The following is a 21,248-nucleotide window of genomic DNA, read 5'->3' as shown; positions in this document are numbered from 1 at the left end:
CTTTTTCTAAGCAAACGATTGAGTTCTCGCTGGGCTTCTGCCACTGATCGCAAAGCATCGACGAACTCGTCGACCCGATAACCATGCCTCTCGCTCATTGCAGCACCGATTGATCGGACAAGGCGGGCCCCAGTCGGTACCACCTATTGAAAGAACGTGCCAAACCAGCGACCGGATCAATATAAAAAATCTCTGTCGTTGCGCCGATATTGCCGTTTTTGATCAAAGGGTGGCCCATCATCTTACCTACGAGGACAGGCACCACCCGCTTCGCATACGTCCATTCGGAAATAGAGACACTAGCCTCGATTCCCTCGGCTCCGACAGAATTCAGTTCATCAAGCGCAAATGCTAGGTCTCGCAATTTAGTGGCCAGATCAGTCAATTCGGTTCGATCAGCCGCTTTGTCGGGTGCTGTCATTGCATTTCTCCCCACGCAAACGGCAGCGAAGAAACTCTAGCCGGTACTTGGCCTATTGAGTCAGCCCAACGGGACGCGAAAGCCAAAGCCGATTGCTTGCCTTTACCATCCAACGGAGCGTTCCAAGGAGTTTTTGGTTCAGACTTGAAGAGTGTTTCGATCATTGAATGTCCTCACGATTCGCCTTCCATGCGACCAAGAGCACCGATTCGCGGTCGAAATGCAAAGAAAAAGATCGAAAACTCATAAAAAGGATCGAGAATGAGACTATGTTGACATTTCAAGCTCCAGCGATTTTCTGAAGGAATGCAATCACTTCCGGCCCTTTTGCGAGCTGCTCGCTTTTTGCTTGGTTATAGCCAAAGCCACGTGGAGACGTCGTGCAAGCTATCTAGCCGATTTCTGATCACTTTGGAGAACGGCACGCGGCAACGACTGCCGAGCGCGGCCTTGGCAGTAAAGGCTTATTACGAGGTACACGGAGTTGAATTTGTTGATCCGGGAGAGGGTCACGGTGCTGGAATTAGATGGAGGTCACCACTGACGACAGACCCGTTTGAAGGACAAGCCTTTCGCGCTGCGCGGGGGCTGGCCGACCTTTCCCAGGACAAATTGGCCGAGCAAGCTCAGGTCGGCCGAAAATTTATTGCGTTGTTTGAGCGGGGAGAATTGAAGTCGATTAACTTGGAGACACTAGCAAAAATCGAGCTTTGTCTTCGCGATCTAAATATCGAAGTAACGAAGGGAACGTCTTCCCACGGCGCAGGGGCACGCTGGATCAATAACGTGCTTCCGTAGCAGCTAAATTACAGATAAACGAATGATTTAACGCCTCAATGCTGTATTTGGCTCCAGTAGAAGACGCATCTACATCATCACTACGATCCTCTGACCGTTCGGGTATACCGTTTCACGGTCGATAAAGACACATCCAGGGCCTCGGCTATCGACGCATGTGTGTGACCGGCAGCTTTGAGTGTAACGGCTTTTCGTATTCGTGCGTCCTCGTTAAGCGATTGTTTATTAATAGAAAAACTCCAGAATTGCTCGGGGTTCGCTTTTATGTCATTAATGGTGCGCCATATTTCGCAGGGGTTCCAGCGTTATCTAGCTCTGAGGATATTTCCTAAAGGAAGCATATAGGAAGCGCCGAGTGTTTTCTGTTCAGATTGAGCAGTACAACGGCTTATCGGCGTTGAGCCACGTTTCACCGTCATACACGACCTCACCTTGGGTAGAGCCGATTCCTATCACCCCGCAACCTCGGCAGACAGCTTCGACATTGGTCTGTGCCGCCCATCCAACTGGCTGCGCACCACAAAGCTGAAACCCATGACTGCGTACAATCGCAAGGAACTCGTCTTCTGCTATTGTGTGAGCTGGGCTATTAGCCTGAATTATCGCTCTGACAAGCTGCTCCACCGCATTCATCTAAAACACTCTTTTACCGGAGGCATTCTTCTAACCTCAGTTGCAAATTGCACGCAACGTGATACGCATTTGCAAAACAGGCGAGCGCAATTCTATGTCAACTAAATTCTATTTCCAATCTGTCAAAGTCGAAAACTTCCGTAGTTTCCGCGAAATTACAATTCCAAAATTTAAACGAATAAATATTTTCGGCGGCTTCAACGGCGTGGGTAAGACTGCCATGCTTGAGATACTCTTTTTCCTTTTAGATCGTCGCAACCCAGCTTCGCTGATCAAGCCGTTGATGTTTCGTCGGTTCGCAACTTCGTCCCCAATCGATCCGCTCCAATTTCTGCACGAAGAAAAGCTGCCGCACGCTTGTGTAGAGTGGAACACACCACATAGCCGGTTAAGAATGGACATGGCCTACGAACTCAAGCCTGACGACATTTCCGTTCCGGTGGAAAGCAACTCACTAGGGCTTGGCCTCGCAGGTCAGTTTGGAACCGATAGTATTTTTTCGACGCAGAAAGGCCTCCATATATCCGTTACCGCAGACGGTGGGACCACGCCAATCGAGCGCTTCTTTACGATGGCCGCACCCGCAGGTCTGACTGGCATAATGAAGCAGACAGACAATTCGGAGGTGCCTCTAGGAGAGTACGTGAGTACGTCCACACGCGCCGACGCCAAGCAATTGGCTCAAATGATCTCTACCTTGGTTAAGTCTAAGCGGCTGAGGGAAGTAGTAGGATACATGCGGCTGCTTCACTCGGACCTAGAAACGTTTATGACATTGCAGGATGGAGAAGAGGTGCAAGTTTATGCCCAAATGCTGGATGGTAAAATGCTACCAGTTCAGTACATGGGTGACGGCTTTCAAAATCTTCTTCACACGCTTTGTGCCATTGTTCGTTGTGCAAATGGCGTCGTTTTTTTGGATGAGATAGATGCGGCAATTCACTACTCAGTAGTCACCGAAGCCTGGAAGATCATCTCCCGCGCTGCCGCTGATGAAAACTGCCAGATATTTGCAACCACCCACTCTCGTGAGTGCATACACAGTGCTGCGCTTGGGGTGAAACAGGCCGGACGCTCTAAGGACTTTCAATACATCAGGTTAGAAAAATCGTCGGAACGACACGCGGTAGTGCACTACGATATCGACGAGCTATCATCTGCCGAAAATTATGACATCGAGATAAGATAATGGCGGTAGCGGGGAAGTTTTTTACACGGTCAGTTGGAAAATCTCGGCTCGACGTCGAAACAGTTATTCTTGTTGAGGGAAGCGATGACGGCTTTTTTCTAGACGAGGTTCTCACCTCGATAGGTGCCCTGCCCGAGAATGTTGGAGTGTGTGTTGCAGAGGGCAAAGACAACTTCGCCAGTTTGTTACAAGCGATGCTGAAAGCTCCTACTTTTACAAATGGAAAAATCAGACGTTATGCTGTCATCCGCGATGTCGATGACAATCTAGCAAAATGTAAAGCTGAGTGTGCAAAGCTTTTCAATGGTGCGGGCGAGCCGGTGCCAGAGCCAGCTGCATTCGCGTCCCGAAACGATGGCCGACATAACGGACTGTTTCTAATGCCGAGCGGCGCTGAAACTGGAAGCTTAGAGACGCTCGCGCTCGGCACACTTCAAGATCATCCCGTCCTCAACGCTGCCCACGAGTATCTTGTTTCGTCTGGCGAGAAGGGAGGATCGGTTGACCATCTCGACAAACGACGCGCCCAAGCGCTATTAGCTTCCATTTCAGCCCCGCTTTGTAACGGGGTAGGCTGGGCAACACGAAGGGGTCTGTTTGATATTGGATCGCCCTCCCTACTTGAGCTGAAGAATTTTCTCACCACATTGCAGCAAGTCTGAATGCAAGCATTCGATGCACCAGTCCACTGCCATGACAGACCAATACAAGCCTCGGTATAAATGGAAAGAGACGTGGCCGGGCGAAGGCCATGAAGATTATAGTGGATGGGATGGCCCTGACATAATCGGTAGGCTGCAAATCGTGATGGGTGGCAAGTGGCTTTGGGCTGCGGGCCACGCAAGTTGGATACTTAAGCGCGTAGTGCCGCATACCGGCTACATTGATACCGCCAGAGAGGCGGCTAAACTAATCGAAGAATATCACGACGCCATGAAAGCTTCCCACGGCAGAACCCCAAATCTAAGACTAAAGGATGCGGGGCCAAATCCCCCAAAATTGTCGATCAACAACATGGAGACACATAGCTTGAAAATTACAATCGTTGGACTGCAGGGTCAAACACCAAGCTTCGATAATGCCGAAGAGCTCATCGCGGCGTCTGCTGGGCTTGGGATAACTCATATCGGCACCGAAGATCAAACGCACCTTCTGCCTCATCTTATCGGGCTCCCCAAGTTCAAGGAACTTGCTGGGCCAATGGGGAATGGGGAAAAAGATGGGGTCTCTCAAGTTCGGTACGAGACATGGGAAGCATACGACCTCCTTTCGCGATGAAAGCTGCGTAACCGAAGTGATGGTGCCTTAATCTCAAGGCTGAAAAGGCCGTTCGGATCTCTCCAAGCGGCCTTTCGCGTTACAAGTACCAACTCGGTTTAGTGACGAATTATTCCTTAGGGCCTCCGCCTTCCCGCTCAACCCTGTCCAGCCGTTGGCGCATATCCAAGATCACGTCGCGCGCTCCGTAAACCTCACCAGACTGTCGCTTCTGCTCATCGGTCTGGCGTTGCAAATCAATGAAGCGTTGATCGTAATTTGCGAATACCCGATCCAGTTCGGCGCGAGGCACTTGTGCGTCACGGATTTCCTTAATGGTGGCTTCCATCCGCGTCCGATCTTCAGCACCCCGCGCCTGCCGATATTCCATTTCCTGCCGGGTCACCATGCGCTCAGTCATCGTCACGATGCTTTGCTGCGTGGTATCGGCGAGTTTCGAAATGGATGCCTGCATAACCTCGCCATTTTTCAAAATGGCAACATCAAGACGCGACTGGTCTTTGCTAAGCGTCCCGTAAACAAACGCACCTAGTGCCGCCAAGATGGTGAACGACACGCCAGCAGCAGACCAAACAACGGGCCACTGCGTTCGACTTCGTTCGGCAAGGCTGGAAGATAGAGTTGCATTGGACGCCCGCATCTCGTTGGCGATGGACGCCATGCCGTTCTCAACCTGCTTGAAACCGGCGCGCATCTCAGTCTCCAGATCACTCTGACGGCGATTGAGGTTCGTAACCCGCTCGCCCAGCTGCGCCGTGACGGCATCGGCGTAACTCCTATCTACCTGAGTGCCATTTCCCATGTCATCAGTTCCCTGCGCCATTGCCTTGACCTTGCCCATACCCGCTAACCCTTTGCGCCGAAGCGCGTCTTGACGCCGTCATAAAATCCCGCACATCGACCTGTGCGCCGATCCACGAAATCCGCAGCGAATTCCCATCGCAGCTGCGTGTTTCTTGGTTTCTCGGTTCCGTATTGCGGGACGACCCGCGCCATCTTCTGACGGCATTCGTCGGGAAGATCGGGAAGGCTTACGCCCGCCTGCGTCCGGCCACGTGTGTCAGCCGCCGCAATCAGGCGCGCCTCTTTGCTTGCACAGCCAGAGGCGATCAGCATCACCCCAACGGTAATCACCGTCATCCATGTTTTGGTTGTCATCTTTGATTGCCTGTTCAAGTTGGGCTTCGAGCGTTTGCTGCGTGAGCGCGTCGGCTATCGAGCGCTTGCGGTATTCTTCCAGCGATTGAGCGGCAGCATTTCGCTGTCGCTCTTTCTCGTCGAGTAGGGATTGAAGCGTGTCGCGTTCCTGCTTGAGAACGTAACCTTCGAGCAACGCCGCATCGTGCGATGAAAGCCACCAGCGAAAGCCGCCGTAGGCCGACAAGACGATGAGGACGATGGTTATGGCGCGCCCGATGATGGAGGTGGGGAGAAGGAAGCTCATAGGCCGCTCACACACAGTTCGGCCTCGCCAACGCGTTGCGCGTCTCCCATCTCACGACGATTGACCAGACCGCGCACGATCTGCCCACCGGCCCGATTGAATGCGGTCTGCGCTTCGCATGCCGCGCGCCACTGACCCGCTTCAATCCGGGCTTTGGCAGTGGATCGGCACCATGCCCCGACCCCGAAATTGTAGGAACCGGAAATCATGGAGGCGCGGACGCTAACTGGCGACTTCAGGAGGTTGGGAGAGCAGACGATGATCGACTGATAGTAATCGTCATGGACGCGCCGCAAGAGCATGTCTTTGCATTCAGCGCGCGTCTTTGTCATGCCGGGGCCGATGCCCTTTGTTTCGCCGTAGCAAATGTCCCATATTTTGGCGAAGGGGTCCCAATGCGATTTCAGCATCAACCCTTCCCATGGGATAATTGCCTTCTCAACCGAAAGAATAACCGCAGCGTCCATTTTGGCTGCTGTCGCATACCGGTCATAGGTGGAATAAGCACCGGCAGAGATACCAGCCAGCACCGCTACAATAGCGGCCTTGCCGCGCTTACTCGACGTGATTTTGTTTATCGGCACTGGAGACACCTTTCTGGACAAGAAGGCGCGCGGTGAAAGCTCCGGCCACCGTGAGGCCAGAGAGAGCAGCGAACACGCCGGGAGGGATTTCGACAACGCCATCGATCAGCGGAAGCGCAACTTCCAGGCCTGACAGGATGGCGGCAATAATCATGAGGCGGACAGACCAAGCGCGTTTCAGCACTTGCCGCCAATTCTGGACGAGCATTTTCACTCCTGATTTTGAGGGGTTATTTCAGTCTAGTTTTCGTCTGTCCGGCCAAGCCGAGGCGTCAGGAAATGCGCAGGGGTCGCCGGTGTACCAGGTGCACTGTTGGGCGCGACCTTGCCACCGCCATTCGATCCATTGCCGGAACCCGAACCGGAACCGCTGCCACTTCCAGAACCGCTTTCGCCATCGCCGTCACCTTCAGACGATGACTTGCCGTCATACAACTTGGCTGAAATGTCCGTGGTGAAGGTTCCTTTCGCGACATACTTATGCGCCGCTGTATCGATCACGTAAGGGACACCATCGAGGCCGGGACGGATGCCCGCGTAAAGCAACGGTGCACCGGCACAAATGCTGGTATCGCCTAGAACCGTGACGAAAGTGGTTGCCTCGCCGCGCTTCAGGCTTTTGGCTTTTGATTGTGCAGCTTTGTCCGCTTCATCCGGCGACGAGAACGGTTCTGGAATGCGGTAGACGCTATCGCCGTCCGCATCGCCATCCGCCTCAATCTCAACCCGCTGCGCCTTGTCGCTGTCCTGATAGTAGGCAACGACCTTGTTATATTTCGTCCGGTCGCCGTGATCGAATTTCAGCGAACCCAGCTGCACCATTTCGGGCGTCACGATCACACTGCCGATGTTGGCCCCACTGGACGCCTTGCCGGAACCCAACTTGGAAAACAGCAAGCGACCGTGCTTGATGGAAAACAGCCCGTTGTGACGCTGCGCCAACCGCCGCAGAAAATGCAGATTGCTTTCATCTTGCTGCCCGACCCACTCATAAACGAACTTAGCCAGGTCGGAATCCACAGCGGGCGTCAGGTCGCTTTCGCTGGCGATCTGTGAGACGATATCGCCGAGCGAGGTTTTGTCCCATGCCCGTTCCTGCCGTTCCTTCAGCTTGCCGCTTCGGAAGTCCACGGCCTTGCCGGAAATCGACAGGCCGAAGGGCAGGCAAGCGCCGCTGATCTTGTCGGCTGTGAAGGTGCCGAGAGAAGAAAGGTTGGAGCCATAGCCCATGCGGACTTCGATAATGGCCCCGGTTCGTGGCAACGCTAGGAAGTTTGGCGGGCCATCGTTCAATTCCAGATCGACCGTGTCCGATTTCAGACCTTCCTTGTCGGTCACGGTCACGGATTTAAGACGCTCATAGAACCCACCGGCGACCGGCGTTCCATCAATGGTAATTTCGACGCGTGGGTGCATGACTAATCCCAAAGGCTCACAAGACGGCGCTCGGTTGATGTGGACGCGATGATGGGCATGATGATTGTGGTGCCGATCGGCAGCACCACACCCAGCGCGGCAAGGCCGGGATTGGATTCAATCACAGCCTCGACGACTTTCGCCGTGCGGCCATAATGCGCAAGACATGCGAGATCGACGGTTTCACCCTGCCGGGTGACGTAGGTATTGGACATGGCAATCACCGGAACAGGTCAGAAAGGAAGCTGGTAGCGCGGTCGATGATGCTGCCGCTGGAAAGACCAGCGGTATCGGCCTGCCGTTTCAGCTTGATCGAATAGGCGTTCCGCGCCGCAGCTCCGCGCGCATTGATAAAAGATCGATCTTCATCGACCCCCTGCACCGTGAACGTGCCGTGGATCACGCCTTCAGCCGCATCGCCCGTTACCAACATCATTGGCGTACCCGCAAGCGAGGCGGCAATCAGGCCATCCAGTTGCGCTTGCCCGCCAAATTCTTCAGGAAACAAGACGCCCTGAATGTTGACTTCATCCGAGGTCGGCCCTGTCCATTGCTGCGGATTGAGGGTTTGCGCCACGGCCACTTCGGTCCACGGCGTGTTCACAGTTCGCTTGACACCTTGATAGCCAAAGCCATGCGCCTCGAAGGCAAAGCCGCCGAGCATCATTGACGTGTTACCGGACATGATTTTTCCTAATCGCTAAACGAGCTTTCAGTTGCTCTTTGGACTTCCTGCCCAAGCTGCGCAGCTGCTGCACTTCCAGCAGCGGCCGGGTCGGACACGCCGGTAATGCTGATCGGCGCGTGGACAGTCACACTCACGGGTTGAGTGTTGGTGACACGGACATCTTGCGTCCCGCTTGGCCGGATCATTTCAGAGATAGACCCAGCATCGATACGCGCCGTAACGATATCGTCTGCTGTCTTACCCGGCAGGGTGTCTGTCGTGCCGCCAAACCCGTTTGCTCGGGCCTGCCTTGCGCCATCCATTGCTGTTTGCGCTGCAACCCTTGAAGGCAAGCCCGCCTGCGGATCAGCCGCTGTAAGCGGATCATCCATACCGAGAAAGCGTAGCAATCCCTCACGGTATTTCTTTTGGTTTGCGACCTGTTCCTCAAACGTGTCGCCGGGAGTGTCGCCCAAACTTTGGACGGACAAACCAAGTGCCGCCTGCGAGCCGAAACCCTTAAGCCACTGCGCAGCGCCAGCCAACCATGGCAACACTTCAGGAACGTTCGTGCCACCCTTCGAGGATTTGGAATTACCCTTCCCTCCGTCGCCACCGAGGCCGGGAAAATCACTCAAAGCCCCAAGCGCTTTAATCACCGATACAGCGGTACTCGCCCCGGAAAGCAACATCATCGCCCCGGCCAGCTTACGAACCGTTCCAGCGAGAAACGCGATCCCCATACCGTAAGCAAACAGCTTGAAGCCAAAGCCGGACATTTCCCCCAGGAATTTCGCAATAGGGTTATTCTCAACCGCATCGCTTAGTTCGCGGATCGATGCGCCCCATTCCTTGGCTTGCATGAAGATACTGCCGATACGGTCTGCGGCGTTCGGGTCGATTTTTCCGAACAACAGATCGCCGATATCTTCCGTCAACTCACGAACGCCACCATCATAGCCAAACCCCTGCATGAAGCCTTTCATGGACGCTGAAATCTGATCGAAGATCGTCACGCGGTTGCCCAGCGTATCGATGACGTAACCGATACCCGCTGCGCCCTCACGGATGGCGGGCAACATGTCGTCACCCATTTCCGAAAAGACGTTGGATATCTTGTTTCCCAGCAGTTCGAGAACGTTGCCCGTTGTAGCGGCGCGCTGGACATATTCATTGAAGGCAGAGCCGGAATACTTCGTTCGGTCGGACACACTGGCAAGCGCGTCATCGAGCAGCTTGATATTGCCCACCAACGGCATGAAGGCGCTGGCCTCGTCACCGAAGAATTCCGACAAGAGCGAGGTCTGTTGATGCTTCGGTGCCTTGGCAATGGCCGTCAGCACCTTGCGCATGGTTCCTTTGGCGTCTTTCTGCATATCCTTGGCGATGGACGGCAGATGCAGGCCGAGCGCCTTGGCGGCGTCTTTCTGCGATTTCTTGGCAAAGTCACCCCTTGCCAGAGCGCGGATGACGTTCTTCATTGCCGTTCCAGCGGTGCTGGCGTCCGAACCTGCCGAGATCATGGCGCTACCCATGGCCGCAACGTCTTCTTTGGCAAAGCCGCTCATTTCACCGATAGCGCCGACGCGCAGCATGAATTCGGTAACATCCTTCGCCTTCGAAGCCATATTGTTCGAAAGGTGGTTGATGGCGTCTGTCATGTCGCCGGTTTCGGCAACCGTCAAACCCAGCTGCGTTTTCAGCTTGGCAAGGCTTTCACCGGCATCAGCAGCCGTCATGTCGAAGGCAACACCGACGCGCGCGGCCATCTCTGCGAAACTTTGTAGATCCTGTGTCGCGATACCGGACTCGCCAGCCGCCGCAAACAGGGCAGCGATATCGGTTGCAGCCAGCGGGATTTCGCCAGACATGCGCCGAATGCTGCGGCGCATGTTTTCGAACTGTTCGTCCGACGCCTCGACAACCTTTTTCACATCGGCGAAAGCGGTTTCGAATTCGATGGCAGCGCCAGCCGTGGCCGAGATACCTTCGGTCGCGCCGAGGTAGCCGGCTCCCAGCGCGACAGCCTGCCCGATCAGCCCGCGCATCGGCGCAAAGGCTTTCATCTGCTGGTTTTGTAGACGGTCCAGAGTGCGGAAAATCGGTGCTGATTTGGCGACGACATCTTCCAGAAGGGAGATGCGCAGGGTGCTTTGCACGACAGACATTTATTGCCCCATGATTTTTCGAAGCTCGCAGGCCTTATGGAAATAGGCCAGCAGCTTGTCAGGCGACCAGCGCTCTATTGCATCGAGCGATGTGGAGTGAAGGTTCGAAACGAAAAGCGCGATCAAGCGCCAGTCGTTGGCTTCTTGTCCTTCTTGTCGTTTCCCAAGAGGCCAGCAGTTGCCGAGACGATGTTCTGGAAGTCCTTCGCGCCGATCTTCTTGAACGTCGGAAGCGTCGTGTCAGAGATCGAGGCAAGAATGGCTGTCATCTTGGACAGCTGGCCGGTGAAGCTGTCACCGATGATAAGATCGCCCACGGTCGGCTCGCGGAAAGTCAATTCCGTGATCGTCTTGTCATCGTGGGTTACGGGCTTGGCGAGACTAACAGTTACAGTTTCAGACATGGAAAACCTCAATGGGTGAAAAGCGCGCGCGGGGCGTCAGCGCTGTGATTGGATCATTTTTAGGAACAGACGCGACCGGGCGATTGCGCGCTGTGGTCAACTCGTCAGGAAAGTTTGCAAGGCATAGGCGGGGTCGCCTGAAGGAGAGGTTGTCGCCACGCAAACGAAAAAGATGGCGGGGCTAATCTCACCAGAGAGCAACCCCGCTTCTTGAGGCTGTCGATTACAGCAGCAGCGCGTTGCGGATGTCGCCGTACTGCGAAACACCCCCAACCTTGAAATCGAAGTCATCCATTTCGTAGATTTCTTCACCGTCGATTTCGAGCTTGTAGTAATTCACGTCTACCGCGTAGTCGTTTTCAGCGAGGTCGCCGCCCTTCCATGTGCCGGGGTCGGGCTTGTACATCTTGCCACGAATGGAAACGACAGCACTGTGAGTGGTGCCATCTTCATCAACCGTCGCGCCGGTAATCAGGAACGGCGTATCAACACCGGGCTTCAGACCGAACAGCTTAAGGATTTGCGGGTCAAGGCCCGGCATCTTGAAGCCCATTTCCAGAGCGTTATAGCCCATGTGGACGTTACGCTCTTTGATCATACCGGCGTTGCGCATCGTCTCGCGCTTGGACTCCGGTACAGGCAACGTGATGTCGGCAATCTGGCCGAGCTTGCTTTCACGGTCGGCCCAAAGCATGCAATCGCGCAGAATACCACGCGGTAAAGACTTCTCTGCCATGTCTGGCTACTCCTTATGCGGCAACCGAAAGCGGGCCGGTTTCAATGGCACCATTCACCTCGTCCAGCAGAAGCCGGTAATAGAGAATGTTGCGGTGAGTGGTGATGTGGATTTGCTCCATGATGCCGACCGGCTCAAACTCGACTTCCAGGAAGAGTTTGCCGTTTGCCATCAGCGTCGGATCATTGAGAACCGGGAACCAGCAGCGGCCACCAAGGATGTCGTCGTTGTTCTTGAAGACGCGAAGAGCAGCGTTGCCGTCCTCGATCATCATCTTCATGTTGGCCTTTGTGAACTTGCGATCCACATACTGGAAGTAAACGTCTTCCAGCGCTTCGTTGATCATGTCGGCAGTGGCGCGAACGCTGTCGAACTGCCAAAGCGGATCATCGATAGCCAGACGGCTACCCCAGGTACGGAAGCCACCACGTTCATTGATGATGGTCGATACCTGATTTTCGTTCAGGTAATTGCCGTCATCCGGGTACATGATGGTGCGCGCCACACCGTCAATGGTGCGAATGGGCTTGTTCGAAACCGAGCCGGACACACCCTCGTCAGAAGCCACAACACGCGACCGTACCCCAGCAAACACCGGCGCAACCGGCCTTGTGACCGGAACTCCGTTGACGTTCTTCAGCACCTTCGGATCGATGATCAGGATGCGGCCACCGCTGATCGTGCGACGGAAGCGCAAGGCCTCTTCACTGGTGGTGTTCGGACCGCTGATATAGGCGCGGGCGCGAATTTTTGGGGTTATGGCATTCAGCGCCGACACAAACGGGTTTGCCACATCTCCGACATTCGCGGTCGCAGCGGGCAGAACCTTGGCTGCATCTGCGCCGCCACCTGTGAACGTGATGACCGGCGGTTGAGACATCTTCTTGCCGGGCGTCACGACGCGGACGGAAACAACCTTATCGGCATCGACGCCGGTTCCCATGACGGCTTCAAGCGTCGGCAGAACTTTGCCTGCATCAGCGCCGCCGCCCGTCGCAGTCACGACTGGCGCTTCGGTCAGCTTCGAACCTTCAGCAGACAGCGAGATCGATACAACGCCGTTCTCTACCCATGCGCCGGTATTGCCAGCAGTGATGATGACACGCGGCTGATAGCTGGTCAGGGCCTTGGCGCGCAAAGCGGCGTAGAGGCCGGTACGGGCAACAGGATCGCCGATCAGGTTGGCTTGCTGGATTGCAGCGTCGGCGCTGGTCTCAACGCGGTTAATGATGCACCACGAACCGCCTTCATTGAAAACAGTCGTCACATCGTCGAGCAACGTACCGGCAGCACCCAGCAGCGCGGCCTGCGACACAGACGTAACGAGTTTGGGCATGTTGAGCGAGAATGTGGCTGGGTCCGCGTCAGGCGCAGTGCCATTGACGAACGTGATGCCCTGACGTTGGATGCGAAGAAGCGACGGGGTTACCGCGCTTTCGTTAAGTGACACGCCATGAGCATAGGCTAGGTCGGCCATTGAATGGACTCCTTTGAAATAGACAACGATGGAAGGAAGTGGCGCTAACGCCGGGTAGGCATCGAACCGCGCATCAACTGCGAGGCGATTTCTTGAATGATCGACTTTACCCAGTTTCCGGGAACAGTCGCCGGGGTGTATTTCCGACTTTTGAATTGTGCAGAACTACAGCTTGTGGTTATGTCCGCCTCAATTTTTTGGAGGTTGAGACAGAGCATGCAGCATCAGTACATATCTCTAGGTTCGGCATGTAATGCTGCGACCATGATGAAGGTGGCTGGCCTCAGGCGCGCGTCTTATCCGTTCGACTGGCTGCTAAACGTTGATGATGGGCTATCAGCAGTTACACAGATTGTCGTGGAAGACTTCAGCACTGTTTCCGAGAGTGGGAGCTACGAAATAGTCTACCACCCTCCCGTGGGGCGCTCGGTGCCAGCATACAAACTTTATCCTCGCACGTTCCACGTACACTCAGACCCAGCATCAGACCCTAGAACCCACACGGAAATGGTGAGACGCTTTGACAGGCTGCGCGAAGCACTTCGCACGGAGGATTTTCTACATTTTGTATATTACCGGGAGCTGTCCCAAAGCAGGGCACGAACCCCCGGCATAACGGCCAAAGCAGTTTTCGAACTCATGGAAAAGGAAGCCACCCAGTTCCTCTCCGTCATCGATAAAACCAGACGCGGCAGAACTAAAATACTCCTAGTCCTAGAAAGCTCTGTCAACGACAGGCGCGAGGCGGATGACGCCGCTCGATCAGCCTTTTCCTCCGACAACCGAGTGGCATTTGGGAGCGCGCTGTCCAGATATGACGGGGACAATCAGTTGCTTGAACAGTGGCAGCGAGATTGGATCAATCTCATCATTAAGCAAACCGATATGCCCCTTCGACTTGTTATTCAGTGCCAGCTGAAACGCGCGACACGGTCTATAAAGCGCTCTATAAAGAGCGCTCTTTCGCGTGGTTGAAGGCTATTCTCGCGCCGTCTCTGAAGGTGCGAGAATAGCTTTCGCCCGGTCCTCTCCGAAGAGACTGCTCGCGATATAGAAAAGCAGGGACCAAAGTTCATGGTCGCTGCGATATGAGTTCGCGGCCCGGAAAATGTTCTGCATCCGAAAAGACTGCCCTTCCATTGCCGCCCCAACCTGCAAGGCTTCATCATCAGTTAGGCGGCTCCACAGATCGACCGCATAAACCACGCTGATTGGCTCAGGAAGATCAAATGGCAACCAAGCCCCATCCTTCCAGACCTGCCGCGCATCTTCCGGTGCAGTGGCGACCTGAATTCCCTGGGCGAGGAAATCAGGAATACTCTCGTCCGGCCCGTCATAACTGCCGAGATATTTTCCGGCTTGGTCCACAAAGAAGCGTGGTGCAGAAGGCGGGAGCGGCTTTTGGGCAACTTCGGTAGCGCCGACGAACTCTTCCGGCATATCGCCATCCGCGTCATCGTAACTACCGAGGTATTCTCCATCTTGGTCTACGTAAAATCTCTGCGTCATGGTGAAGCCCTCACGATTAGCCGCCAGTTGGCAGGTGTAATGTTTCCGCTGGCACCGCTGTTTTGCGCTTTGTCCGGCACCTGAATAGCGCTGTACGGGAAACGAGCGATAATGTTTGTGGACGTTTTCTCCATTCCCACGCCGTATCCTCCGGGGGTCACGCTCGATACGCCTATGATACCAGACGGGACTTGTGTCACTTGTCCAGCTGCCCAGCCAAGCTCAGCCGTGACACAGATCAAATCAAATTGGACGATGCTTGGGATTACACCTAATCCATGCGCAACCGATACCGTCGATCCCATGGTGATCGTCTGCTGTCCGCTGGTGAATGGAGCCAGAGCGGCTTTAACAGCCGCAGCATCCGGGAACTTGTCAGCGACACCGTTCTTGATATCTCCGGCGGTGGCTTTGTCCCACATGCTGATAAGGCGGTTGCCGTTCCACATGAAGTTCCCAGCAAGGATATTCATGGTCCCGAGGCCGTTACCATCGTTGGCATTGCTGTCGCAGATTATTCGGCAGTTATAGTCTCTCACTGCCGCAGACGTGTGGAAATCCACGACCGCGAAACCCGCTTGGCCGGTCATACCCCCAACCTCTACCGCCCCTTTTACGTAAAGCTCAGAGGCTACATTCACAGGCCCGAGCGCGTCCATACCGCCTAAAGCCTGCAGTTTATTATTGAAACGCACCTGACCATCGGGAGCCATATACATGACCGTATTGTACGAATTATTCCACCGGTCGTTGGACCACTGAAAGACCAGATTACCCACGGAACCTTCCGCAGTGTCTTTGATTACGCGCCAGCCTGTACCCGTCGCGCCATAGCCGAACCAAAGCTGCGCATAATCGAAACCAAGTACGGGGTAGTTGGACATGATCCCACCCGACTTGGAGAGGCGCGCATTCAGCGCATCCGTCAGACCCTGCACCTGCGCAATCGTATGCTCATGGTTGCCGAGCAAACTGAGCGCAGACGCAAAGGTGAACTTGCCGTCGATGTTTTTCGACAGAACGTAATTCAGCTGTGCATCAGCAGCGCCAACAACATCGGTTAGATCGCCGATCTTGAATGTCTTGCTGGCGTCCATCTTGTTTTGGAGCGCCGAAACAAGGCCGTTGATCTGGTCGATAGCGTGTGTGTGACCGGCATTGGATTTACCGGCCACAGCAACTATTAGCTGGTACAGGGCTGCATCGACAAGCATCCAAGCCTGTTGCAGACGATAGAACTCATCGTCCACATCAGCACTTGGGTCAGGCATCGGGATGTTAAGATTTGGCGTATTGCTCATTTTCTATCCTCAAAAAATGCCAGCGCCAAAGTCACCAGCCATGACGCGGGCAGCAGGACCGCCCGTCGCCGTTATTTTCAGACGCACGTTGTCACCCGTCAGGTTGGTGGCCTCGTAGGTCTTCTCCGTCCAGAGCGGGAATGCCAGGGCGGCAGTCGCCTTCAAGGGAAGGTTGGTCCATGCCTGCCCTGCAATGGAGAAAGCCATGGCAAAGGTTGAACCGGAAGGCATGTAGGTTTTCAGGTACGAGGTCAGACGCACGGCTGCGCCGAGTGACATGGCTCGTGTGATGTAGGTGGCTTCCGTCGCGATTTTTCCGGCGATGATTTCCACCGGCGAAAACAGGATCGGCGATAGCTTTTCCGTTCCCTTCAGCACGGCCCGAAGCGTGACGGTTTCCGTGAGGTATTCCGTCAGCTGCAAGACTTGGAAGGGCGATAGGCGGTAGATCGTGCCGTTGGGACGCTGTATCTCGAACACAACCGAGCATTCCGCACTTGGCAGATCGACCGCCGCACGGATTTGCAGGTCCGAGCATTGGACCAGGTTGATCGTGCCGAGGTTTACCGTCTTGGTGGTTGCCGTGTATTTGGCTGCGACCAGTCGGAAGGACAAAGCCTCGTCCTGATGCGCAGTCCATGTGATGGCATTGACCGATGAAAAGCGCGGGCCAATCACGTAAGGATGTGACGACACATGCTTTTGCAGGTCCGCATCAAAACCACCGAGTTTCGCCAAACTGACCGAATGCTCATTATCATCTGTCTTGATAACGAAAGCCGAGCGGCGGTCGGGCAGCGTGGTGACGGGCAAACGATACCGCGCAGGCTTCCAACCAACGACAGCGCCGACCATAGGAATGTAGGTTTGGGCCTGCACGTCCACAGTCGGATAGCCGTTATCGGTCGTGACCTGTTCGACCAGCAAACCATGGGCGCGGTCGCCGATTTTGCAGAGATGAAAATCGACGCCGACAATCTGCCGGGGTTCCGAAACGCCGAACATTTGCGCTTGTGGGTCTGGGTCGCTACCACCGTGGCCACCGCTGTCGCTCCCGCCTCCGCCGCCACCACTGTTATTCCAGTTGTTAACGATCTGCATTTGCGTCCACGTCTGAATGGTCGTGACGCGCCGCATGACATCGGTTTCGATTTTACCCTCACCAGTGAACATGGCGTTGGCTTCGGTCGTGCCTCTGCCCTTTGCAAAGACTGGCTTCGTTCCCGCCGTGACATTGGCCGGGATATTGAACGTGCCAGTGATCTTGCCGTTGGCGTTCGCTTGCTGCTGGCCCGCAGGCTTCACGTTGATGCCGTCAAAGGTCAGGCTGTCGAGGATTTCGCCAGCACCGAAGCCGTCGATTTCAAACGCCACCGGGATGACGCGCAGAAACTCTGCCTGTTCGGAGCGTTGGTCTACAAGCTGTTCTGCCACAGACGTAGTTTGCAGCGGCCCACCGAATGTCATCCCCATATTCATGTTGATCGTCTGCGCCGACAGCCATTCGGTTTGCTGTACGGTCCAGAAATCAACCGCAGGCGTCAGCTTCATGCTGCCCGGAAGCGGCGAGAAGTTGGCATAAGGATTGATCAGCTCGCAGGCTGTTTTCAATTCCTGCGAGGCGATAACCTCTTCTACGTAGTCAAGCATGACGGGTGCCGTCAGGTTGGCGTAGAAGAACGTTGGCGTAATCGCCAGCTGGAATACACCAAGGCCAATGGCAGCAGTCTGCGCCGTCCCTGCATCGCGGTAGCTGTCGTCAGTGAAGGGATCAACGAAGACACCCTTCTTGGCGACAGGCTCACGGGAATCAATCCCGCTTTTCAGACGCTCAAGCTGGATAAGCCGCTCATGGTCAACGATGCGATTAAAGTAGCGCCAGATTTCCGAGTAGGGGATCGAGCGTACCGCATCGTTTTCGACAATAGGTTTCGTCATCCAGTCGTTGGCGACGGTTGCGAGCGGCAACACGTCACCAGGTACGATTGGCGGCACTGGATTGGAGCGCGCCGATACGCCCCTGATATAGACGGGCGAACCATCCCTGCGCAGTCCGATGCGATCAATGCGCGGCATCTTGGCTGTATAGGCCGTGATGATATCGCCGCCAGCTGCACCGCCAGATACCGTGATCGTTTTATCGGTGTAGGCCGTAGCCTGCACGGCAGCACGATACCGGTAGGTCACGGAATAGGTTGAGCCAGCAGCCGGTTCCGCGCCAGCCGGTCCCCAGTCCACGTTATTGCCGGTGCGAAGGTAGGTCGTGAAGGTCGTACCGCTCTGCGAAACCGATTTGATTTCGGTAATCGAGCTATCCGGTAATGCGTCCTGCCCGTTGGCAACAGCCCCGCGCGTGACATTGACGGTGCGCTCCTTGGTCAGCAGGATCGAGTTGATGACGCCAATCGGGAATTGATCGACCTCGAAGGTGTAGGACGCGCCGCCCGGATAGGTATCGGTTTCACCGGGAATGGCGAATTCATCCCATTCCTGCGTTTCCGTCAAACGAAGAGCGGCGTAACGAGTGCGCTTGAAGCCGGAAATATTGGCTTCGCCCTGTTCGATGGTAAACGCCTGCGCACCGGCATTCGCGCCGAGGGCAGTTACTCGGCAACCGGAAACGACATAATGGCCGTGAGCGCGGTCATATTCGGCGAGAGCCTGCATGGCCGGTTCCAGAAGTGATGGTCCGCGCTGGTCGATGATGGTGCCGTCCTGCAACGTGTATACGGCATAGAAGTCACCTTGGCCGTTATCATTAGCCTTGGCCCACGCTATCGAAGCAATCTCACGCGCTGCACCCGGCTCGCCTTCGGCTTCCGAGCCGGGAACGATACCAAGCAGGGACGCATCCTGCTCATGCGTGATGTAGGACTTGCGCAGGCGCACACCGATATCGACGCGGCCAACCATGGCAACATTTGTCAATACCGCCTCGCCAACCGGGAAGACATCACCGGCCACATAGATACTGCCCGCCGTCAGGGTGACAGTCTTTGCCTCGATATCAACAACGGCCTCAGCCCGCTCGATGCGGTCGCCGTCTTTTGCGACCAGACGGCCAAGCCGGTTGTGACGGGCGCGGGCAATCGTCTGCACCTCATTCAATTCCGGCCCTTGCAGAAAATGCTGTTCGCCGTAGAAAACCAAGCCTTGCTGTTCGGATTTCCCAACAGACCGGTCATAGGCATGCGGCAGGCCGCTTTCGTGCTCAAAAGCCATTTAGAACCTCACAAGAAACTTGAATTGCTCGCGCACGGTGGCGCGCAGCGGAAGGGAGATGTCGGTGGCGCTAACCGTAACGCCGCCGGACAAATCGCCGGGATTGAGCCAGAGCTTGCCCGGCGCAACACCCGCCGAGCGGACAGGATCAACCAGCAATGAAACCGATTTGGCAGTGACCATTTCGGCGTCGTTGAAATTGGTCATCGCCTCGATGTAGACCATGCGAGGGGCTGGCGATGGGGAGTAGGTTTCAGCGCCAAAACGATAGGTGCCATCGAAAGCAGCTTCGACCGGGCGAATTGCCCTGCATCGCCGGTAGCCGATAATTGCCCCAGCATCATCCTTCAGGACAGCGTAGGCGGAACGACCAAGAAAGGATGCGGCCATCAGATTTTGGCGCTGCACCGTAGCGCTTGCGGCCCATGGGAACGAAGCCGTTACCCAAAGGAAATGCATGTCCGCCCACTTCAAGGCCTCTTCTGCGGGTGGATCAATCCAGATGCCAAGTGCCTCGCCTTCGGCCTTTGTCAGCAAGTGCGGGATTTCGGTTGTTCGACCGAACGACCAAAGCGTGTTCGCAGGCGTGGCCGTGATGCCGCTTTCCCGATCAAGGTGACAGGCGTCGAGACGTGTCCAGTCACAAACAGCCGCGGGGATATCGTACTGGAAAACCCCGCGGCGAAGTTGCGACCGCTTCGGCACTGACAGCGTGGTGATACCTTCGATCCGCTCAAGATCGGGATCGTCATTATCGGGCAGTCGGTCAAAGCGCAGCTGGTAGCTATTCCACCAGGTGCGACCGTGCCATGCCTGCTCAACCGTCGCAGTGTAACCGATCCACGCCAGACCGCGCTGGACGGCCAGAAATGTGCCGCGCACCCGTTGCCACTGAATGCCCTCTTGCAGAAGGTCGTACAGGTTTGGCACGTAGGGCGTCAGCTCGCCGAGCCCGAATTCCCAAATGACAAACGGCAGGAATGATGATGGCGGCGAAAGCTTGTCATAGTTTATCGCGGCCACAGCATCAGAGAAGAAAGGCCACCTGTCCGCAAGTGATGCTTCCAGAGCCTTTTCAAACAGGTCGGAACTGGCAGGAAGCAAGCTATTGGTCATCAGAAGGCCCGGCCCTTGAAGTTGAGAGTTACAGCGCCGATTGCCAACGCCTCATCAGGAGGGACAATCACGTCACCAACAGGCGTGACAGGTTCGACCTTGTGGACGCCTTCCAGCATCAGCCGTGCCGTCCACCATCTTTCGGTGAAGTCGCGGCCAAGGGATTGCGTTTTCGCCCAGGCATCGCGCAACGTCGTTTCCATCGTGGAAAGCAGGCCGGTCGATGTGTCAGGCAAAAGCCAGACATTCGCGACCAGATCGATAACCCGGCGCACAGCCGTTCTGACAATGATCGTGTCATTGACCATGCGCTTGTCACCGGCCTGCAAAGCAGCGTTGACCGCAGATATCAATGCCGCATCCGCCACCCCATCCGCAGCATCGGAGAAGATCGCCACGTTGATGACCGGGCTTCGCCCGACCGTGTAAACAATGGCGTCACGCACCCGGATATCGGCATCCATGGCGATGGATGCGTAGCGGGCTTCCGTACCGCCCGGAGAGCGGCCCTGAATGGCGAGGATGACGCGCCGCTTCAGGCGGTCATCTTTTTCGCCTGCCATGCGCACCACGTCATAGAAGGCGGCAAGGTGATCGAGGTTTCCAAACGTTGCGAAAGCAAGAAGCCTTGCGACCGCCGCTTCGTTGACGCGCTGGCGCATCAAAAGTTCGCGGTAGCTTTCGGCCTCATTGACGATAACGGGCGGGTCCGTTTCCAGCATCGCCACATCATAGTCAGGCAGGTTCGCGTCAGGGTTTGCAGCCCGCACGGCAGACCAGAGCGCTTTGAACTTGTCGCTCTGGCGGGCAAGCAGGATTTCGTAATCCAGCTGTTCCACCACTTGTGGCGGTGGAAGCTGGTTTAAAACGCTGTCAGTGATCAAG

General features: G+C 55.5%; 24 protein-coding genes. 5 read left to right on the top strand and 19 right to left on the bottom strand.

Features of this window, described 5'->3' with window-relative positions; all coding sequences use genetic code 11:
• Positions 1-94: 94 nt before the first annotated feature.
• Positions 95-421, bottom strand: coding sequence for a DUF6634 family protein (locus CPJ18_RS02070; protein ID WP_103656783.1), 327 nt, complete (start codon positions 419-421; stop codon positions 95-97).
• A 450-nt stretch (positions 422-871) separates the two neighbouring features.
• On the opposite strand from CPJ18_RS02070, the gene CPJ18_RS02065 reads away from it, so the two are divergent.
• Positions 872-1,219, top strand: a complete 348-nt coding sequence (locus tag CPJ18_RS02065) for a helix-turn-helix domain-containing protein (RefSeq protein WP_245445283.1) — start codon at positions 872-874, stop codon at positions 1,217-1,219.
• A gap of 80 nt (positions 1,220-1,299) precedes the next feature.
• Here the strand turns inward: CPJ18_RS02065 and CPJ18_RS27570 are convergent, their stop codons facing one another.
• Positions 1,300-1,449, bottom strand: a complete 150-nt coding sequence (locus CPJ18_RS27570) for a helix-turn-helix domain-containing protein (RefSeq protein WP_425353143.1) — start codon at positions 1,447-1,449, stop codon at positions 1,300-1,302.
• A 497-nt stretch (positions 1,450-1,946) separates the two neighbouring features.
• On the opposite strand from CPJ18_RS27570, the gene CPJ18_RS02050 reads away from it, so the two are divergent.
• Genes CPJ18_RS02050 through CPJ18_RS02040 form a run of 3 tightly spaced genes read left to right on the top strand, consistent with a single transcriptional unit; the run spans position 1,947 to position 4,319 of the window.
• The gene (locus CPJ18_RS02050) at positions 1,947-3,041 is read left to right on the top strand and encodes an AAA family ATPase (RefSeq protein ID WP_103656780.1); all 1,095 of its coding nucleotides are present in this window, start codon (positions 1,947-1,949) and stop codon (positions 3,039-3,041) included.
• Positions 3,041-3,703: a DUF3226 domain-containing protein gene (locus CPJ18_RS02045; RefSeq protein ID WP_103656779.1), complete on the top strand. Its 663-nt coding sequence runs from the start codon at positions 3,041-3,043 to the stop codon at positions 3,701-3,703. The genes CPJ18_RS02050 and CPJ18_RS02045 overlap by 1 nt, the downstream gene beginning before the upstream one ends.
• 31 nt (positions 3,704-3,734) lie before the next feature.
• A complete protein-coding gene (locus tag CPJ18_RS02040; protein WP_146258633.1) occupies positions 3,735-4,319 on the top strand; it encodes a hypothetical protein in 585 nt (194 codons plus the stop codon).
• A gap of 109 nt (positions 4,320-4,428) precedes the next feature.
• Here the strand turns inward: CPJ18_RS02040 and CPJ18_RS02035 are convergent, their stop codons facing one another.
• The 12 genes from CPJ18_RS02035 to CPJ18_RS01980 form a co-directional block, all read right to left on the bottom strand.
• The gene (locus CPJ18_RS02035) at positions 4,429-5,160 is read right to left on the bottom strand and encodes an AcaB family transcriptional regulator (protein ID WP_146258632.1); all 732 of its coding nucleotides are present in this window, start codon (positions 5,158-5,160) and stop codon (positions 4,429-4,431) included.
• Positions 5,161-5,379: 219 nt separating this feature from the next.
• On the bottom strand, positions 5,380-5,763 hold the full coding sequence (locus CPJ18_RS02025; protein WP_103656777.1) for a hypothetical protein: 384 nt from the start codon (positions 5,761-5,763) through the stop codon (positions 5,380-5,382).
• Complete coding sequence (locus CPJ18_RS02020) at positions 5,760-6,347, bottom strand: lysozyme (RefSeq protein WP_245445282.1); 588 nt, start codon at positions 6,345-6,347, stop codon at positions 5,760-5,762. The genes CPJ18_RS02025 and CPJ18_RS02020 overlap by 4 nt, the downstream gene beginning before the upstream one ends.
• A complete protein-coding gene (locus CPJ18_RS27070; RefSeq protein ID WP_103656951.1) occupies positions 6,319-6,555 on the bottom strand; it encodes a DUF7940 domain-containing protein in 237 nt (78 codons plus the stop codon). The genes CPJ18_RS02020 and CPJ18_RS27070 overlap by 29 nt, the downstream gene beginning before the upstream one ends.
• A 32-nt stretch (positions 6,556-6,587) precedes the next feature.
• A complete protein-coding gene (locus CPJ18_RS02010) occupies positions 6,588-7,763 on the bottom strand; it encodes a phage late control D family protein (RefSeq protein WP_103656776.1) in 1,176 nt (391 codons plus the stop codon).
• A 2-nt stretch (positions 7,764-7,765) separates the two neighbouring features.
• Complete coding sequence (locus CPJ18_RS02005; protein ID WP_103656949.1) at positions 7,766-7,978, bottom strand: tail protein X; 213 nt, start codon at positions 7,976-7,978, stop codon at positions 7,766-7,768.
• Between the two features lie 5 nt (positions 7,979-7,983).
• Positions 7,984-8,448, bottom strand: coding sequence for a phage tail protein (locus tag CPJ18_RS02000; RefSeq protein ID WP_103656775.1), 465 nt, complete (start codon positions 8,446-8,448; stop codon positions 7,984-7,986).
• An 8-nt stretch (positions 8,449-8,456) separates the two neighbouring features.
• Complete coding sequence (locus CPJ18_RS01995) at positions 8,457-10,598, bottom strand: phage tail tape measure protein (RefSeq protein ID WP_103656774.1); 2,142 nt, start codon at positions 10,596-10,598, stop codon at positions 8,457-8,459.
• Positions 10,599-10,724, bottom strand: a complete 126-nt coding sequence (locus tag CPJ18_RS27425; RefSeq protein ID WP_281063033.1) for a hypothetical protein — start codon at positions 10,722-10,724, stop codon at positions 10,599-10,601.
• Complete coding sequence (locus CPJ18_RS01990) at positions 10,721-11,002, bottom strand: phage tail assembly protein (protein WP_103656773.1); 282 nt, start codon at positions 11,000-11,002, stop codon at positions 10,721-10,723. Before CPJ18_RS01990 ends, CPJ18_RS27425 begins: the two co-directional genes overlap by 4 nt.
• A gap of 223 nt (positions 11,003-11,225) precedes the next feature.
• On the bottom strand, positions 11,226-11,738 hold the full coding sequence (locus tag CPJ18_RS01985; protein WP_103656772.1) for a phage major tail tube protein: 513 nt from the start codon (positions 11,736-11,738) through the stop codon (positions 11,226-11,228).
• Between the two features lie 13 nt (positions 11,739-11,751).
• On the bottom strand, positions 11,752-13,215 hold the full coding sequence (locus CPJ18_RS01980) for a phage tail sheath C-terminal domain-containing protein (RefSeq protein WP_103656771.1): 1,464 nt from the start codon (positions 13,213-13,215) through the stop codon (positions 11,752-11,754).
• Between the two features lie 96 nt (positions 13,216-13,311).
• Between CPJ18_RS01980 and CPJ18_RS01975 the strand changes: the two genes are divergently transcribed.
• The gene (locus tag CPJ18_RS01975) at positions 13,312-14,190 is read left to right on the top strand and encodes a DUF1796 family putative cysteine peptidase (RefSeq protein WP_103656770.1); all 879 of its coding nucleotides are present in this window, start codon (positions 13,312-13,314) and stop codon (positions 14,188-14,190) included.
• 3 nt (positions 14,191-14,193) lie between these two features.
• Here the strand turns inward: CPJ18_RS01975 and CPJ18_RS01970 are convergent, their stop codons facing one another.
• From CPJ18_RS01970 to CPJ18_RS01950, 5 genes are read right to left on the bottom strand one after another with little or no spacing between them, the layout of a single operon-like run.
• Complete coding sequence (locus CPJ18_RS01970; RefSeq protein ID WP_103656769.1) at positions 14,194-14,724, bottom strand: hypothetical protein; 531 nt, start codon at positions 14,722-14,724, stop codon at positions 14,194-14,196.
• The gene (locus CPJ18_RS01965) at positions 14,721-16,025 is read right to left on the bottom strand and encodes a phage tail fiber repeat family protein (protein ID WP_103656768.1); all 1,305 of its coding nucleotides are present in this window, start codon (positions 16,023-16,025) and stop codon (positions 14,721-14,723) included. The genes CPJ18_RS01970 and CPJ18_RS01965 overlap by 4 nt, the downstream gene beginning before the upstream one ends.
• Positions 16,026-16,034: 9 nt before the next feature.
• Positions 16,035-19,247 (bottom strand): DUF4815 domain-containing protein, encoded by a 3,213-nt coding sequence (locus CPJ18_RS01960; RefSeq protein WP_103656767.1) that lies wholly within the window; start codon positions 19,245-19,247, stop codon positions 16,035-16,037.
• Positions 19,248-20,363, bottom strand: coding sequence for a phage tail protein (locus CPJ18_RS01955; protein WP_103656766.1), 1,116 nt, complete (start codon positions 20,361-20,363; stop codon positions 19,248-19,250).
• A complete protein-coding gene (locus CPJ18_RS01950; RefSeq protein WP_146258631.1) occupies positions 20,363-21,247 on the bottom strand; it encodes a baseplate J/gp47 family protein in 885 nt (294 codons plus the stop codon). Before CPJ18_RS01950 ends, CPJ18_RS01955 begins: the two co-directional genes overlap by 1 nt.
• Position 21,248 lies beyond the last annotated feature (1 nt).

Source organism: Agrobacterium rosae, from assembly GCF_002915175.1.
Classification (GTDB): domain Bacteria; phylum Pseudomonadota; class Alphaproteobacteria; order Rhizobiales; family Rhizobiaceae; genus Agrobacterium; species Agrobacterium rosae.
This window is presented reverse-complemented; position numbering and strand designations above follow the sequence as displayed.